Source organism: Mycolicibacter algericus DSM 45454 (genome assembly GCF_002086455.1).
GTDB classification, from domain to species: domain Bacteria; phylum Actinomycetota; class Actinomycetes; order Mycobacteriales; family Mycobacteriaceae; genus Mycobacterium; species Mycobacterium algericum.
The window spans coordinates 116,681-130,061 of record NZ_MVHC01000006.1; the positions used below are offsets into that span (position 1 = coordinate 116,681).

The 13,381-nt window shown below is 68.3% G+C and carries 16 protein-coding genes; 5 read left to right on the plus strand and 11 right to left on the minus strand.

The genetic code is table 11. The features are described 5' to 3' along the window. Positions 1 to 3: 3 nt before the first annotated feature. Both BST10_RS08395 and aspS read right to left on the minus strand, forming a co-directional pair. On the minus strand, positions 4 to 411 hold the full coding sequence (locus BST10_RS08395) for a PaaI family thioesterase (RefSeq protein WP_013829285.1): 408 nt from the start codon (positions 409 to 411) through the stop codon (positions 4 to 6). Positions 412 to 453: 42 nt separating this feature from the next. Next, positions 454 to 2,223 (minus strand): aspartate--tRNA ligase, encoded by a 1,770-nt coding sequence (gene aspS / locus BST10_RS08400; protein WP_013829286.1) that lies wholly within the window; start codon positions 2,221 to 2,223, stop codon positions 454 to 456. Between the two features lie 106 nt (positions 2,224 to 2,329). Between aspS and BST10_RS08405 the strand changes: the two genes are divergently transcribed. Continuing rightward, entirely contained in the window at positions 2,330 to 3,421 is a 1,092-nt protein-coding gene (locus tag BST10_RS08405) for a hypothetical protein (protein ID WP_013829287.1), read from the plus strand. Between the two features lie 90 nt (positions 3,422 to 3,511). Here BST10_RS08405 and BST10_RS08410 read toward each other — a convergent pair whose 3' ends face one another. The 4 genes from BST10_RS08410 to BST10_RS08425 form a co-directional block, all read right to left on the minus strand. After that, the gene (locus BST10_RS08410; protein WP_013827941.1) at positions 3,512 to 3,796 is read right to left on the minus strand and encodes a WXG100 family type VII secretion target; all 285 of its coding nucleotides are present in this window, start codon (positions 3,794 to 3,796) and stop codon (positions 3,512 to 3,514) included. A gap of 20 nt (positions 3,797 to 3,816) precedes the next feature. After that, positions 3,817 to 4,104 (minus strand): WXG100 family type VII secretion target, encoded by a 288-nt coding sequence (locus BST10_RS08415; RefSeq protein WP_083037422.1) that lies wholly within the window; start codon positions 4,102 to 4,104, stop codon positions 3,817 to 3,819. A gap of 81 nt (positions 4,105 to 4,185) precedes the next feature. Then, positions 4,186 to 5,391 (minus strand): PPE family protein, encoded by a 1,206-nt coding sequence (locus BST10_RS08420; protein WP_205277403.1) that lies wholly within the window; start codon positions 5,389 to 5,391, stop codon positions 4,186 to 4,188. 14 nt (positions 5,392 to 5,405) lie between these two features. Then, positions 5,406 to 5,705, minus strand: coding sequence for a PE family protein (locus tag BST10_RS08425; RefSeq protein WP_065023201.1), 300 nt, complete (start codon positions 5,703 to 5,705; stop codon positions 5,406 to 5,408). 489 nt (positions 5,706 to 6,194) lie between these two features. On the opposite strand from BST10_RS08425, the gene ypfJ reads away from it, so the two are divergent. Then, positions 6,195 to 7,070: a KPN_02809 family neutral zinc metallopeptidase gene (gene ypfJ, locus BST10_RS08430; protein ID WP_083037423.1), complete on the plus strand. Its 876-nt coding sequence runs from the start codon at positions 6,195 to 6,197 to the stop codon at positions 7,068 to 7,070. 13 nt (positions 7,071 to 7,083) lie between these two features. On the opposite strand, the gene BST10_RS08435 is transcribed toward ypfJ, so the two are convergent. Together BST10_RS08435 and BST10_RS08440 are read right to left on the minus strand one after the other, a co-directional pair. Further along, a complete protein-coding gene (locus BST10_RS08435; protein ID WP_013829292.1) occupies positions 7,084 to 7,953 on the minus strand; it encodes a dihydrodipicolinate synthase family protein in 870 nt (289 codons plus the stop codon). An 18-nt stretch (positions 7,954 to 7,971) separates the two neighbouring features. Next, a complete protein-coding gene (locus tag BST10_RS08440) occupies positions 7,972 to 8,754 on the minus strand; it encodes an aldolase (protein ID WP_013829293.1) in 783 nt (260 codons plus the stop codon). A gap of 83 nt (positions 8,755 to 8,837) precedes the next feature. Here BST10_RS08440 and BST10_RS08445 point away from each other — a divergent pair, with 83 nt between their 5' ends. Both BST10_RS08445 and BST10_RS08450 read left to right on the plus strand, forming a co-directional pair. Beyond that, complete coding sequence (locus BST10_RS08445; protein ID WP_041319921.1) at positions 8,838 to 9,371, plus strand: helix-turn-helix domain-containing protein; 534 nt, start codon at positions 8,838 to 8,840, stop codon at positions 9,369 to 9,371. After that, positions 9,368 to 9,709 carry a gamma-glutamylcyclotransferase family protein gene (locus tag BST10_RS08450; protein ID WP_013829295.1) on the plus strand — a complete coding sequence of 114 codons (342 nt, stop codon included), beginning with the start codon at positions 9,368 to 9,370 and terminating at the stop codon, positions 9,707 to 9,709. The genes BST10_RS08445 and BST10_RS08450 overlap by 4 nt, the downstream gene beginning before the upstream one ends. A gap of 7 nt (positions 9,710 to 9,716) precedes the next feature. Here BST10_RS08450 and BST10_RS24275 read toward each other — a convergent pair whose 3' ends face one another. From BST10_RS24275 to BST10_RS08465, 3 genes are all read right to left on the minus strand, one after another. Further along, on the minus strand, positions 9,717 to 10,274 hold the full coding sequence (locus BST10_RS24275) for a hypothetical protein (RefSeq protein WP_109559451.1): 558 nt from the start codon (positions 10,272 to 10,274) through the stop codon (positions 9,717 to 9,719). Between the two features lie 84 nt (positions 10,275 to 10,358). Beyond that, positions 10,359 to 11,648: a histidine--tRNA ligase gene (hisS, locus tag BST10_RS08460; protein WP_083037424.1), complete on the minus strand. Its 1,290-nt coding sequence runs from the start codon at positions 11,646 to 11,648 to the stop codon at positions 10,359 to 10,361. Next, positions 11,645 to 12,322, minus strand: coding sequence for an MBL fold metallo-hydrolase (locus BST10_RS08465; RefSeq protein ID WP_083037483.1), 678 nt, complete (start codon positions 12,320 to 12,322; stop codon positions 11,645 to 11,647). The genes hisS and BST10_RS08465 overlap by 4 nt, the downstream gene beginning before the upstream one ends. Positions 12,323 to 12,432: 110 nt before the next feature. Between BST10_RS08465 and BST10_RS08470 the strand changes: the two genes are divergently transcribed. Continuing rightward, the gene (locus BST10_RS08470) at positions 12,433 to 13,317 is read left to right on the plus strand and encodes a peptidylprolyl isomerase (protein WP_083037425.1); all 885 of its coding nucleotides are present in this window, start codon (positions 12,433 to 12,435) and stop codon (positions 13,315 to 13,317) included. The last annotated feature ends 64 nt before the right edge of the window (positions 13,318 to 13,381 follow it).

Genomic DNA, 13,381 nt, shown 5'->3' on the forward strand with positions numbered 1-13,381 from the left:
CGGCTACTTCGGCGCCAACACCGCCTGGGTCTGGGTGACCCGGGCGACCAGTTTGCCGTTGTCGTCGGTCAGGTCGGTCTGCACCACGATCGTGGTCCGTCCGACGTGCAGCGGAAGGCTGGTCGCGGTGACGGTGCCGTCGCGGACCGCGCGGAAGAAATTGGTTTTCGATTCGATGGTCGAGGTGCTGGCGCCCTGCGGCAAGTTGGCGACCGCGCACACCGCACCGACGGTGTCGGCGAACGCCATCAGCGCTCCCCCATGCAGGATTCCCGCGGTGGTGCAGCGTTCCTGCGCCCACGCCATGGTGGCGGTCACCTGCTGCGGTGTCAGGTCGGTGACGTCGATCTGGAGGGCCGACGCGAACGGCATGCTGGAGACCACCAGCCGGGCGAACTCAACCGAATCCATGCCCGATAGCCTTGCCGACACCGTTGCCGATGTCTACCGGCCTCAGCGCGGCTGGGGGGGCACGTCCATCCCGGATTCCTTGCGCTGCGCCGCGGTGATCGGCGCCGGGGCGTCGGTCAGCGGGTCGATGCCACCACCGGACTTCGGGAACGCGATGACCTCGCGGATCGAGTCGACGCCGGCCAGCAACGCCACCACCCGGTCCCAGCCGAACGCCAGCCCGCCGTGCGGCGGTGCACCGAAACTGAAGGCGTCCAACAGGAATCCGAATTTCTCGTTCGCCGCCGCCTCATCGATCCCCATCACCTTGAAGACCTGCTGCTGGACGTCGCGGCGGTGGATACGGATCGAGCCGCCGCCGATCTCGTTGCCGTTGCACACCACGTCGTAGGCGTCGGCCAGCACCGCACCCGGGTCGGATTCCACGCTGTCGGCGTGTTCGGGCTTGGGCGAGGTGAACGCATGGTGCACCGCGGTCCATGCCCCGGAGCCCACGGCGACGTCTCCGGCGGCGGTGGCGTCGTCGGCGGGCTCGAACAGCGGCGGGTCCACCACCCAGGTGAACGCCCAGGCGTCCGGGTCGATCAGGTCGAGCCGGCGGGCGATCTCGCCGCGGGCCGCGCCCAGCAGCGCCCGGGACGGTTTGGCAAGCCCCGCCGCGAAGAAGATGCAGTCGCCCGGAGCGGCCCCGACGTGTCCGGCCAGTCCGGCGCGTTCGGCATCGGTGAGGTTCTTGGCCACCGGTCCGGACAGTTCGCCGTCCTGGCCGACCAGCACATAGGCCAGGCCCTTGGCCCCGCGCTGCTTGGCCCACTCCTGCCAGCCGTCCAGCGTGCGCCGCGGCTGTGATGCCCCGCCCGGCATCACCACCGCACCCACGTACGGGGCCTGGAAGACCCGGAAGGTGGTGTCTTTGAAGAACGCGGTGCACTCCACCAGTTCCAGACCGAACCGCAGGTCGGGTTTGTCGGAGCCGAACCGGCGCATCGCGTCGGCGTAGGTCATCCGCGGCAGCGGGGTCGGCAGGTCATAGCCGATCAACGCCCACAGCGCCGTGAGCACCTGTTCGGCGATGCCGATCACGTCCTCGGCGTCGACGAAGCTCATCTCCAGGTCCAGCTGGGTGAACTCCGGCTGCCGGTCGGCGCGGAAGTCCTCGTCGCGGTAGCAGCGGGCGATCTGGTAGTAGCGTTCCATCCCGGCCACCATCAGCAGCTGCTTGAACAGCTGCGGGCTCTGCGGCAGCGCGTAGAACGAGCCGGGCTGCAGCCGCGCCGGCACCAGGAAGTCACGCGCGCCCTCCGGGGTGGAACGGGTCAGCGTGGGGGTCTCGATCTCGACGAAGCCGTGCTCGCCCAACACCGTTCGGGCCGCTGCGTTGACTCTCGACCGCAGCCGCAGCGCGGCCCCGGGGCCGTTCTCACGGCGCAGATCCAGGTAGCGGTGCCGCAGCCGTGCCTCTTCGCCGACCGGTTCGTCGAGCTGGAACGGCAGCGGTGCCGCTTCGTTGAGGACCGTCAGCTCCGACGCGTTGACTTCGATGGCGCCGGTGGGCAGGTCGGGGTTCGCGTTGCCTTCGGGGCGGACTTCGACGGCACCGGTGACCGCGACGCAGAATTCGGCGCGTAGCCGGTGGGCCTGCTCCAGCACCGCCGGGTCGCGAAACACCACCTGCGCCACCCCGGAGGCGTCCCGCAGGTCGATGAAGATGACCCCGCCGTGGTCGCGTCGGCGTGCCACCCAGCCGGCAAGGGTGACACTGCGCCCGGCGTCGGTGGCCCGCAATGAGCCGGCGTCGTGGCTGCGCAGCACTAAAACCCCCTGGTTTGAGGACGGTCAGGTAACGGTTCGACGGTGGCCAAGTCTAGAGGCATCGCTGCCCTGCCCCGCGCCGCCCGGTGCTTTAAGCTGGCTCACTGTGACCAACGGGACCGATGACGTCGACTTCGATTACGACTACGAGGACGACGAGGAAGTCGCCACCCCAAAGCAGTCCAACAGCCTCAAATGGGGGCTGGCCGCCGTGGTGGTGCTGGCCGTGGTCGCTCTGGTGCTGGTCGCGGTGGTGCTGCTGGGCGGGGACCCTGGCAAGGGTTCGATGGCTGACGGCGGGAGTTCCAGCCGCAATGCGGCCGCCTCGGGCATCGCCAGCGCGGACGACACCGGCCCGGTGGCGATCATCATGAGCGACCCCAGTTGCACCGCGTGGGGGTCGATCAGCAGCAACCTGTCCAACACGCTGTCGCTGCTCGGGCATGGCAAATGGAATGAGCGCGATCAGTCGATCCCGGCCTCGGCGTGGAACGACGAACAGAAGAAGGAGTACCTGGCCGCCGGGCAGGTGGTGCGTAACGCCGCCGCGCAGACCGTCGGGCTGGTGAAGCTCACCCCGCACCGGGTGATGCGCGAGCTCTACGAGCAGTTCATTGCCTATGCCCGCGCCTTCGTGGAGCACATTCCCACCTACACCGAACGCGACGCCGCGCTGGCCGGTACCGCGCACAGCGCGGCCTCGGCGCTGGCGGCGATCTGCGCGGCCGCCAACAACGGATCGGCGGCCACCCGCGCGCCGCTGGTCGAGGCACAGTCCGCGCCCACCAAGACCGCCCCACCGGGGAACCCCACCAACCCGCAGCGCTACCTGACCGGGCCCAACCCGGTCTGCGCCGATTGGAAAGCGGCACTGGACAAATTCGGCGCCGACACCGCCGAATGGACGGAGATCGACCCGAGCATCCCGGGAACCTATTGGAATCCCCAGCAGAAGGCGATCAACCTGGCGGTCGGCCCGGTGATGATCAGCCTGGCCAACAAGATGCAGCAGCTGGGTCGCCGCAGCAACAACCCCACCCTCCAGGATTTCGCGGAGCTGTCCGCGCAGTACCGGCGGGCGTTCGTGCTGGCGCTGCCGACCTACGACCCGTCGGACAACTACCTGGCCAACGCCGCGACCTTCATCTCCACCACGGTGCTGGGCGGGTGCGCCTCGATAGCGGTGGCCGGGCGGTAACCCGCCCGGCGCGCTGAACCGACCTCTCTAACGCCAAGAACCGGCGCAGCCCGCAGGCTGCACCGGTTCTCGGCTGTGTTCTGGCTTGGATCAGGCCCAGCTGGAGCCCACCGAGGCGTCGGTGTTGGCCATGTTGTTGCCGGCGGTCTGCACCTTCTGACCGTGGGCGTTGGCCTGCTCGTAGATCACCGCGAAATTGCGGCCCAACTGCGCCACGAACTCCTGGCAGGCCACCGAACCGGCGCCACCCCAGAAATCCCCGGCCGCCAACACGTCATGCACGATCGCCTGGTGCTCGGCCTCCAACGAGGCAGCCTGAGCACGGATCAACGCACCGTGGGCATTCACATCACCGAACTGGTAATTGATCGACATAGTTGCTCTCCTTGGCCCTTCTAGCTCGACAGGATCTGCTGGGAAGCAGCTTCCTGCTGCTCGTAGTGGTTGGCGTCACGGATCAACCCATCGCGCACCCCGTGCAGCATGTTCACGATGTTGCGAAACGCCGTCTGCATCTGACCCATGGTGTCCATCGACGCCGCCCCACTCCAGCCCGCACCGGCGATGTTCTGCGACGACGCCCACATCCGGCGCGCCTCATCCTCCACCGTCTGCGCGTGAACGTCGAAACGCCCCGCCATCGCCCGCATCGCATCCGGGTCGGTCATAAAACGAGTTGCCATGAAAATCTCTCCTTCTTGCTCGGAATTCGTTGTGGTGCCGGGCGGCGGCCCGGCGGACACGTGTGGTTCAGGCCCCTTCCGTTACCCGCCGGCCGGCGAACGGGGCATAACTTTGGGGGCTTTGGCGGCGACTGCGCCGAGTCCGCGTCCGGCCATCGCACCCATCAGCGCGTTGCCGAACGGACCGCCCGGCAGTCCGGACGATCCCGACATCGTCTGAATGGGAGCGCTCACCGTGGTGGACGGCAGCACCGGTGCGGCACGAACCATGCCGTCGGCGGCCATCGACCAGGCTTGCGGCACCTTCAGCGCGCCCATCGAAGCGGCCTGGCCGAGCTTGGCGGAGATGGCGTTGGTCGCCGAGCTGAAGTGGCCGGCCAGTACGCCGACCGCGCCCTGCAGCTTGTCGTTGACGAAGTCGCCGATCTGGGTCATCAGGGTGCCGGTACCGGCCGCGCCGGCGGTCTGTCCGGCCAGCGCGCCCGTGCCGCCCATCGCGCCCATCCGGGCCATCTGCATGAGCAGCATCGGCAGGATTCGCGCCGCCATCAGGGCGGGCATGCTCATCGTGTTGATGGGCGACATCACCTGGCTCAGCTGGGTGGCGAGCAGGGTCTCGTCGATGCCGGTGGTCGGGATGCCCATCGAATCCATGATCCCGCCGATCGTCGACAGGTTGTATCCCGGGTTGACATCGCCGCCGGGGGGCGATGGTGTACCGGGGCTCGGGCCTCCCTCGGCCGATCCTGGCTGCTGCGCCATGTTTGCGGTGTGCGGCGGCGGGTCCTGCGCCCGCAGCGCATTGTTGTTGGCCTCGGCAGACCCCGCGTAGGTGTCCATCGCGGCGCCGTCCTGCGCCCACATCGCTTCGTACTGGGCTTCGGTCGCCGCGATCGCCGGGGTGTTCTGCCCGAAGAAGTTGGTCGAGATCAACGCCATGAGCATGGCCCGGTTCGCCGCGATCACCGGCGGCGGCACCGAACCGGACCTGGCCGCTTCGAACAGCGCGGCCGCCTGACTGGCCAACGCAGCGTTCTGGGTGGCGTTGGCCGACGCCTGCTGTAGCCAGGCCACATAGGGCGCAACCGACGAGGACGCCGCAGCCGACCCCATACCCGTCCAGGTCGAGGTCAGATTGGTGACCACCGAATGCGTCGCCGTCGCCGACGTCGACAACTCGGCGGCCAGATTGGCCCAAGCCGTCGCCGCCTCCAGCAGAGGCGCCGAACCCGGCCCGGTATATATCAAGCCGGAGTTGATCTCCGGCGGGAACATACTGAAGCTCATTGACGCGCCTCGACTCAGCCGGCCGACGCAGCGTTGGCGGCCTCAGTGAGGGCGTAGGCGTTGGAGTTCCCGCTGAGGGTGGCCACGATCTGCTGGTGAACAGCCGCAGCCTGGGCGCTGACCTGCTGGAACAGCTGGGCGTGCGTGGCGAATTGGGCAGCAGTCATCGCCGAGACCATGTCGGCGGCAGGCGGCACCACACCGGTGGTGGGAGCGGCCGCGGCAGCCATGCCCGCGGTCATAGAGTCACCGATTCCCGACAGGCTGCCCGCAGCCGCCGTCAGGACCTCCGGCTGAGCGGTTACGAATGACATCTTTCCTCCTGGAACCTGAAGCGATGTGGTGTTACGCGATCGAAGTCTGGGTCAGTAGTTGACGCACGTCACTCTAGCCGACGTCGTCTAATAACGATCTGATAAAGCTGTGGCTGCCGATGCCAGCGAGAGCCCCGGCCATGTGCCATACCAGGGGGTAACAACACGAGCTGACGCGTTCACCGGGCAGACGACCTCTCCGTAAATCTGCGGCATAAGGCTGTGGCGGCCGTTGCGGGTGTGGTCCCACCGCAGCCGGAAGCAGAACGTAACACCGGCACCACCGCCCCGTACAGCACCGCGACAAACATTCAGTAAAGGTTTGGGAACCGGTCAGACAAGATCGTCTTTGGTTAACGAACTCCCTGGATTCGCCACGGTAACCGGGCTCAACCCACCCGGCTGCCCGTGCGGGTATGCAAAGCTAAGGATGCTCACAAGGCGGCCGGCCGGTGACCAGGAACCTACGGAAATTCCACGGAGCGTGCGATGACCTTCAACGAAGGTATGCAGATTGATACCAGCACCACCTCATCTGGCGGGGGCGGCCGTGGGATCGCCATCGGCGGTGGTGTCGCCGGGCTGGTGATCATGGTGGTGGCGCTGCTGCTCGGGGCGGATCCCGGCGACGTGCTCAGCCAGCAGCCGGTGGATCGCGGGCAGTACACCGCGCCGGGGTTCGACCTCAGCAAGTGCCGCACCGGTGAGGACGCCAACAGGTACGTGCAGTGCCGGGTGGTGGCGACCGCCAACTCGGTCGACGCGGTGTGGTCGGAGCTGCTACCCGGTTACAGCCGTCCGCAGGTGCAGTTGTTCAGCGGCCAGACCTCCACCGCCTGCGGAGCGGCCACCAGTGCCGTCGGGCCGTTCTATTGCCCGGGCGACCAGACCGCCTATTTCGACACCGATTTCTTCCAGGTGCTCGTCGACCAGTTCGGCTCCAGCAGCGGGCCGCTGGCCCAGGAGTATGTGGTGGCCCACGAGTTCGGCCACCACGTGCAGAACCTCCGCGGCGTGCTCGGCCGGGCCCAGCACGGTGCGCAGGGCGCGACCGGCGCCGGGGTGCGCACTGAGCTGCAGGCCGACTGCTACGCCGGGGTGTGGGCGCACTACGCCGCGGTGACCAAGCAGAAGAGCACCGGGGTTCCGTTCCTCAAGCCGCTGACCGACGACGACATCCGCGACGCGCTGTCCGCGGCATCGTCGGTGGGTGACGACCGCATCCAGCAGGCCGCGACCGGCCGCGTCAACCCGGAGTCCTGGACGCACGGCGCATCGGCCCAGCGGCAGCACTGGTTCACCGTCGGCTACCAGACCGGGGACCCCAACCAGTGCGACACCTTCGCCGCAGCCGACCTGGGTTAGCGGCAGCTCCGGGTCAGCCGAGCAGGCTGCGCAACTCGGCGCGGCCCGACTCGTCGAGCGGCAACAGTGGGCGCCGCGGCGCACCGGCCGGCACCCCGAGCAGCTCCAGGCCGGCCTTGACCGTGGTCGCCAGCCCGCCCGCCACGATGAACGTCAGCAGCGGCTTCAGGTCGTCGTAGAGTGCCTGCGCGGCGTCGAGGTCGCCCGCGGTGACCGCGGTGTAGAGGTCCAGGCACGGCTTCGCACGCAGGTTGGGGGCCGCGGTGCACCAGCCGGCCGCTCCGGCGCGCAGCGCGTCGAGCACCAGCGGGTTGCTGCCGTTGAAGAACGGCAGCCGCCCGTCGGAGAGCTCGGCGATGCGCAGCATCCGGGTCAGATCACCGGTGGACTCCTTGACCATGGTGACGTGCTCGATGTCCTCGAACATCCCGACCAACAGCTCGGGGCTCATGTCCACTCCCGAGGTGGCCGGGTTGTTGTAGGCGACGATGTCGATGTCGACGGCGCCGGACACCGCCGCGTAGTGCGTGGTGATCTCCAGCTCGGAGAGCTTCCAGTAGGACACCGGCGCGACCATCACCGCGTCGGCACCGGCCTGCGCGGCGTAGCGGGCGCGGCGGACCGTCGTCGCGGTGGTCAGGTCCGAGACCCCGACCAGCACCGGCAACCGCCCGGCCACCGCCGCGACGGAGGCGTCGACGACGGTGTCGAACTCGCGTTCGTTGAGGTAGGCGAGCTCACCGGTGCTGCCCAATGGAGCGATGGCATGCACACCGGCGTCGACGAGGCGGTCGATGACGGCGGACAACACCGCGGTGTCGATACCGTCGTCGGCGAACGGTGTGATCGGGTAGCCGATGATGCCGTGCAAGGGTGCTGCCACGAACTGCTCCTTTGGTTATCAGGTGATCGCGTCGGGGTGGCCGGCCAGCGCCCGTCGGGCGTAGTAGGCGAAATTGGCGACGCTGCGGTTGGGCAGCAGGGTCCAGTCGTGGGCTTCGCGGGCCAGCCTTTCGGGGAGTTCCTTGATGGTGCCGGCGGCCATGGCGGCCAGTTGCAGCGCGGCGGCGCGTTCGATCAGCACCGCCAGCGAGCACGCCTCCTCGACGCTGGCACCGGCCACGATCTGACCGTGGTGCGCCAACAGGATCGCCTTTTTGTCGCCCAGGGCCTGCGAGATGATCTCGCCTTCCTCATTGCCGACCGGAACCCCGGGCCAGGTCGGCAGGAACGCGCAGTCGTCGTAGAGCGGAGTGGTGTCCATGTGCGAGATGACCAGTGGGGTCTCCAGCATCGACAGGGCGGCCACATGGAATGGGTGGGTGTGCACGATGCACTGCACGTCGGGGCGCACCCGGTAGATCCAGCTGTGGAATCGGTTGGCGGGGTTGGCCATTCCCTCGCCTTGCAGGACGTTGAGGTCTTCGTCGACGAGCAACAGGTTGTCTTGCGTGATCTCGTCGAAGCCCAAGCCGAGCCGCTGGGTGTAGTAGGTGCCGGGCGCCTCCGCGCGGGCGGTGATCTGCCCGGCCAGTCCCGAGTCGTGACCGCGGTCGAACAGCGCCCGGCAGGTCAGCGCCAGTTTCTGGCGGATGGACCAGCTGTCCTGCCCGACATTCGCCGCGAAGCGCCGTTCCGCCTGCTCCATCAGATCGGACTTGGAGTCGTCGAACGTGCTGGCCATGGCAGCTCCTCGGTAGGCAGCAGATGACACAACCGTAGTCGATAGGACACCTTGTGTCATATCGTTGTGTCATCATGTCCAGCATGACGGCACTGTTGCGTAACGTCCGCAAGCAGCGAGGACTCACCCTCGAGGGCCTCGCCGAGCGGACCGGGCTGACCAAGAGTTACCTGTCCAAGATCGAACGCAGCCGCAGCACGCCGTCGATCGCGACGGCCATCAAGGTGGCCCGGGCGCTGGATGTCGATGTGGCACAACTGTTCGCCGAACGCGGTGACGAGGACAACATTGCCGTCGACCGCGCCGCCGACCGCAGCGCCGATCGGCAACGCTATCGGGCGATCGCCTCGGGCATGCTGGGAAAAACGATGTCCCCGTTCGTGCTACGTCCCGGCGCTACCCGAACCTCCCACCCGCTGCGCTCGCAGCATGGCGGCCAGGAATTCGTGTTCGTCCACTCCGGCACCGTCGAGCTGGCATACGGCGATGAGAGCTGGACCCTGGCGGCCGGCGACAGCGCCTACTTCGACGCCTCGGTCAGTCACCGCATCCGTGCCGTGGGCGGCGAACCCGCCGAGGTCGTCGTCGTGACCACCGACGGAACCGGCGCGCGGTGAACACCGAACTGCTGTTCTCCTACGGCACCTTGCGGCTGCCCGAGGTACAGCGCAACACCTTCGGACGCGAACTCGACGGCCGGCCCGACGCCATCATCGGCTACGACCTGGACTACGTGACGATCACCGACCCCGAGGTGGTGGCGCTCAGCGGCAGCGACCGCCACCCGATCCTGCGCCCGTCGGCGGCGCCCGACGCAGCGGTCAGCGGCACGGTATTCGCCATCAGCACCGCCGAACTGGCCGCCGCCGACGACTACGAAGTCGACGCCTACCGACGGATCTCGGTCCCGCTGCGCTCCGGCGCGCGGGCGTGGGTCTACGTCTTCGCCGAGTGAGCCGGCATCACCACGGCCGGGTCGAGCAGGTCACCCCGCTGCCACCCTGTTGGGAGACCACCACTTCACCGTCAACGGCGATCTCGCAGTGGAACTCGGGGTTGATCCGCAATCCCCCGCTGGCGGTGACCAGCGCCCACTGGCCCGGGTCAGCCAGTGTCGCGGTGTAGACCAGCGGTTGTCCGCCGCCGATCGGCACGCGGACGGTCTCCAGATACTCCGAGGAGTTGGCGTTGTAGGCCGCCATGCTCGGCGGGTCGGTCTTGATGTAGGAGATGTTGCCGGTCAGGTCGCTGGTGGCGGTGATGGTGTAGGTGACCTCGTGGCCCCCGGTCGTGCCCTTCGCCGGGGTCTCCCCCGCCTTCGGGGCCTCGCCCGCCGCCTTCGGGGCCTCACCCGAGGGTTCGGGCGCATTCTCCGCCGGGGCAGGCGCCGGCGATTCCGCCGAAGAATCCGTCGAGGGCGTCGGCTCCGCCAGTGACGTCGCCGGGCCGGCCAGCACTCCGGCCACCGCCGCAAGCAGCGTCGCGCCGAGTACGGCTGTCACATTCCGCATGGTCGTCATACCGCGTCACGATACCGGAGGGTCATCGTCGGGCGGGTTGCTGCGCATCGCGCGATACCCGCGAGAACCCACTCACGCAGGCTCTCACCCGGCGTTTTCGGTGTGGTTGTCATCGCGCAGCAGTCGACCCAGCACGTCGGCAACGACGTCGTCGAACGCCACGTCGAGTTGCTCCCCGGTGGCCAGATTCTTGACGCCGACGGTGCCGGCTTCCAGGTCGCGGTCCCCGGCCACCAGTGCCAGCACGGCGCCGGAGCGGTCGGCGGCGCGCATCGCGCCCTTGAGCCCGCGGTCACCGTAGGCCAGATCCACCCGTACCCTGGCGGCGCGCAGTTGGCCGGCCAGCACCGCCAGCCGAAGTTTGGCCGCCTCGGATAGTCCCACCCCGAACACGTCGCAGCGGGCGGTCGCGCCGACGGCCTTGCCCTCGGCGGCCAGCGCCAGCAGCGTGCGGTCCACCCCGAGCCCGAAGCCGATCCCGGACAGGTCCTGCCCGCCGAGTTGGCGCATCAGTCCGTCGTAGCGGCCGCCGCCGCCGATCCCCGATTGCGCGCCGAGCCCGTCGTGAACGAACTCGAAGGTGGTCTTGGTGTAGTAGTCCAAACCGCGCACCATGCGTGGGTTGATCTCGTACCGCACGCCCAGGGCGTTCAGGTGTGCCAGCACGGTGTCGAAATGCGCTTTGGCCCCGGCAGAGAGGTGGTCGAGCATCAGCGGGGCGTCCGCGGTCATCTCCTTGATATCCGGGCGCTTGTCGTCGAGCACCCGCAGCGGGTTGAGCTGGGCGCGCCGTCGGGTCTCCTCGTCGAGGTCGAGGCCGAACAGGAACTGCTGCAACAACTCTCGGTAAGCCGGCCGGCAGGTGTCGTCACCGAGCGAGGTGATCTCCAGCCGGAAGCCGTCCAAGCCCAGCGAACGGAAACCGGCATCGGCGACCGCGATCACCTCGGCGTCCAGCGCCGGATCGTCGACCCCGATGGCCTCCACCCCGACCTGCTGCAGTTGGCGGTACCGGCCGGCCTGCGGACGCTCGTAGCGGAAGAACGGCCCCGCGTAGCACAGCTTGACCGGCAGTTGACCGCGGTCCAGCCCATGCTCGATCACCGCGCGCACCACCCCGGCGGTGCCCTCGGGGCGCAGCGTCACCGACCGGTTGCCGCGATCGGCAAAGGTGTACATCTCCTTGGAGACCACGTCGGTGGACTCCCCCACTCCGCGGGCGAACAGCGCGGTGTCCTCGAAGATCGGCAGCTCGATGTCGCCGTAGCCGGCACGGCGGGCCGCCGTCAACAATCCGTCGCGCACCGCGACGAAGCCCGCCGAAGCGGGCGGCACGTAATCGGGCACCCCCTTGGGGGCGGCAAAGGTGCTCACGCGCTCAGCCCTTCCAGGAACGGGTTGAACCGGCGCTCGGCGCCGATGGTGGTGGTGGGTCCGTGGCCGGGCAGCACCACGGTGGCGTCGTCGAGGCACAGCAGCTTGTCGACGATCGAGTTCATCAGATCGCGGCCGCTACCGCCGGGCAGGTCGGTGCGCCCGACCGAGTTCTGGAACAGGGTGTCCCCGCTGAACACCACCTCGGTGGCGTCACCGTCGACCCGGAAGACCACCGAACCGCGGGTATGCCCGGGAGTGAAATCGACGGTGACCGTGGTGTCGCCCAGGCCGATCTTGTCCCCGTCGCGATCCAGATCGACCAGCTGTTTGGGTTCGGAGAACATCACCTTGCTCAAGACGCCGAACAGCGCCTGGCCCGGCAGCGTGCCCAGAGACCGCAGTGGGTCGGTGAGCATGAAGCGGTCCTCGGGGTGGATGTAGGTCGGGCAGCCATAGCTGTCGGAGACCTTCTGCGCCGACCAGATGTGGTCGATGTGGCCGTGGGTGAGCAGCACCGCCGACGGCGTCAGCCGATTCTCGTCGAGGATGTGGCGCAGCCGGGACATCGCGCGCTGCCCAGGGTCGACGACAATCGCGTCGGCGCCTTGCCGCTGCGCCACGACGTAGCAGTTGCACGCCAGCATTCCGGCGGGGAATCCGGTGACCAACACGTGCACCAGTTTCCCATTGCGCGCCGTTGCGGCATGGACGTGGGCGGTGCTGGCAGACTTTGGCAGACTGTAGAGCCGACTCACCCGCAAGCCAGGGAGGTATTCCGGCGGTGTCCACGAACGAAGAACGGCGCGCCCAGGCCAAGCGCAAGCTGGACGAACAGGTGCAGCAGCGCGCCGAGGCGGCACGCAAGCAGCGCCGGATACTGACGATCGCCGGCGCGGTGGTGGCCGTGGCGCTGCTGGCCGGCGTGGTGTTCGTGGTGCTGCGCGACGACGGCGATACCGGCAACATCAACGCCGTCCCGACCTCGGAGACCTCCGACGCTCCGGCGCCGTCCCCCGGCGAGCCCGGTCAGCTGCCGAAGTTCACCGCCTCGCCCACCCTGGGCGCCGACTGCCAGTACCCCAAGGCCCGTCCGGCCAGCAAGCCGGTCGAGCCGCCGCGCTCCGGAAAGGTCCCGACCGAGCCGGCTGAGGTCAGCGTGTCGATGATGACCGATCAGGGCCCCATCGGGCTGATGCTCGACAACGCCCAATCACCCTGCACGGTCAACAGTTTCATCAGCCTGGGCGCCAAGGACTTCTTCGCCGACACCCAGTGCCACCGGTTGACGACGTCTCCGATGCTGAGTGTGCTGCAGTGCGGCGACCCGGCCGGCGACGGCACCGGGGGCCCGGGCTATGAGTTCGCCAACGAATACCCGACCGACCAGTACGCGCCGAACGACCCGGCCGCGCAGCAACCGGTGCGCTACCCGCGCGGCACCCTGGCGATGGCCAACGCCGGGCCGGGCACCAACGGCAGTCAGTTCTTCCTGGTCTATCAGGACTCGATGCTGCCGCCGCAGTACACGGTGTTCGGCAAGATCCAAGACGACGGGCTGGCAACCCTGGACAAGATCGCGGAGGCCGGTGTCGCGCCGGGTGGCCGCAGTCCCGATGACGGCCCGCCAGCCACCAAGGTGACGATCAAGTCCGTGCGGGCCGACTAAGCCACCGGCTGCGAGCGTGCGTAAACCCGGTTGTCCAACGGCGTGTCGGGCCGGGGACAAGCGC

Coding starts and splice junctions, on each gene's coding strand:
- BST10_RS08445 (WP_041319921.1), top strand. CDS start 8,838: ATGACGGCACTGTTGCGTAACGTCCGCAAGCAGCGAGGACTCACCCTC.
- BST10_RS08425 (WP_065023201.1), bottom strand. CDS start 5,705: ATGTCATTCGTAACCGCTCAGCCGGAGGTCCTGACGGCGGCTGCGGGC.
- BST10_RS08395 (WP_013829285.1), bottom strand. CDS start 411: ATGGATTCGGTTGAGTTCGCCCGGCTGGTGGTCTCCAGCATGCCGTTC.
- BST10_RS08415 (WP_083037422.1), bottom strand. CDS start 4,104: ATGGCAACTCGTTTTATGACCGACCCGGATGCGATGCGGGCGATGGCG.
- BST10_RS24275 (WP_109559451.1), bottom strand. CDS start 10,274: ATGACGACCATGCGGAATGTGACAGCCGTACTCGGCGCGACGCTGCTT.
- BST10_RS08410 (WP_013827941.1), bottom strand. CDS start 3,796: ATGTCGATCAATTACCAGTTCGGTGATGTGAATGCCCACGGTGCGTTG.
- ypfJ (WP_083037423.1), top strand. CDS start 6,195: ATGACCTTCAACGAAGGTATGCAGATTGATACCAGCACCACCTCATCT.
- BST10_RS08440 (WP_013829293.1), bottom strand. CDS start 8,754: ATGGCCAGCACGTTCGACGACTCCAAGTCCGATCTGATGGAGCAGGCG.
- BST10_RS08420 (WP_205277403.1), bottom strand. CDS start 5,391: ATGAGCTTCAGTATGTTCCCGCCGGAGATCAACTCCGGCTTGATATAT.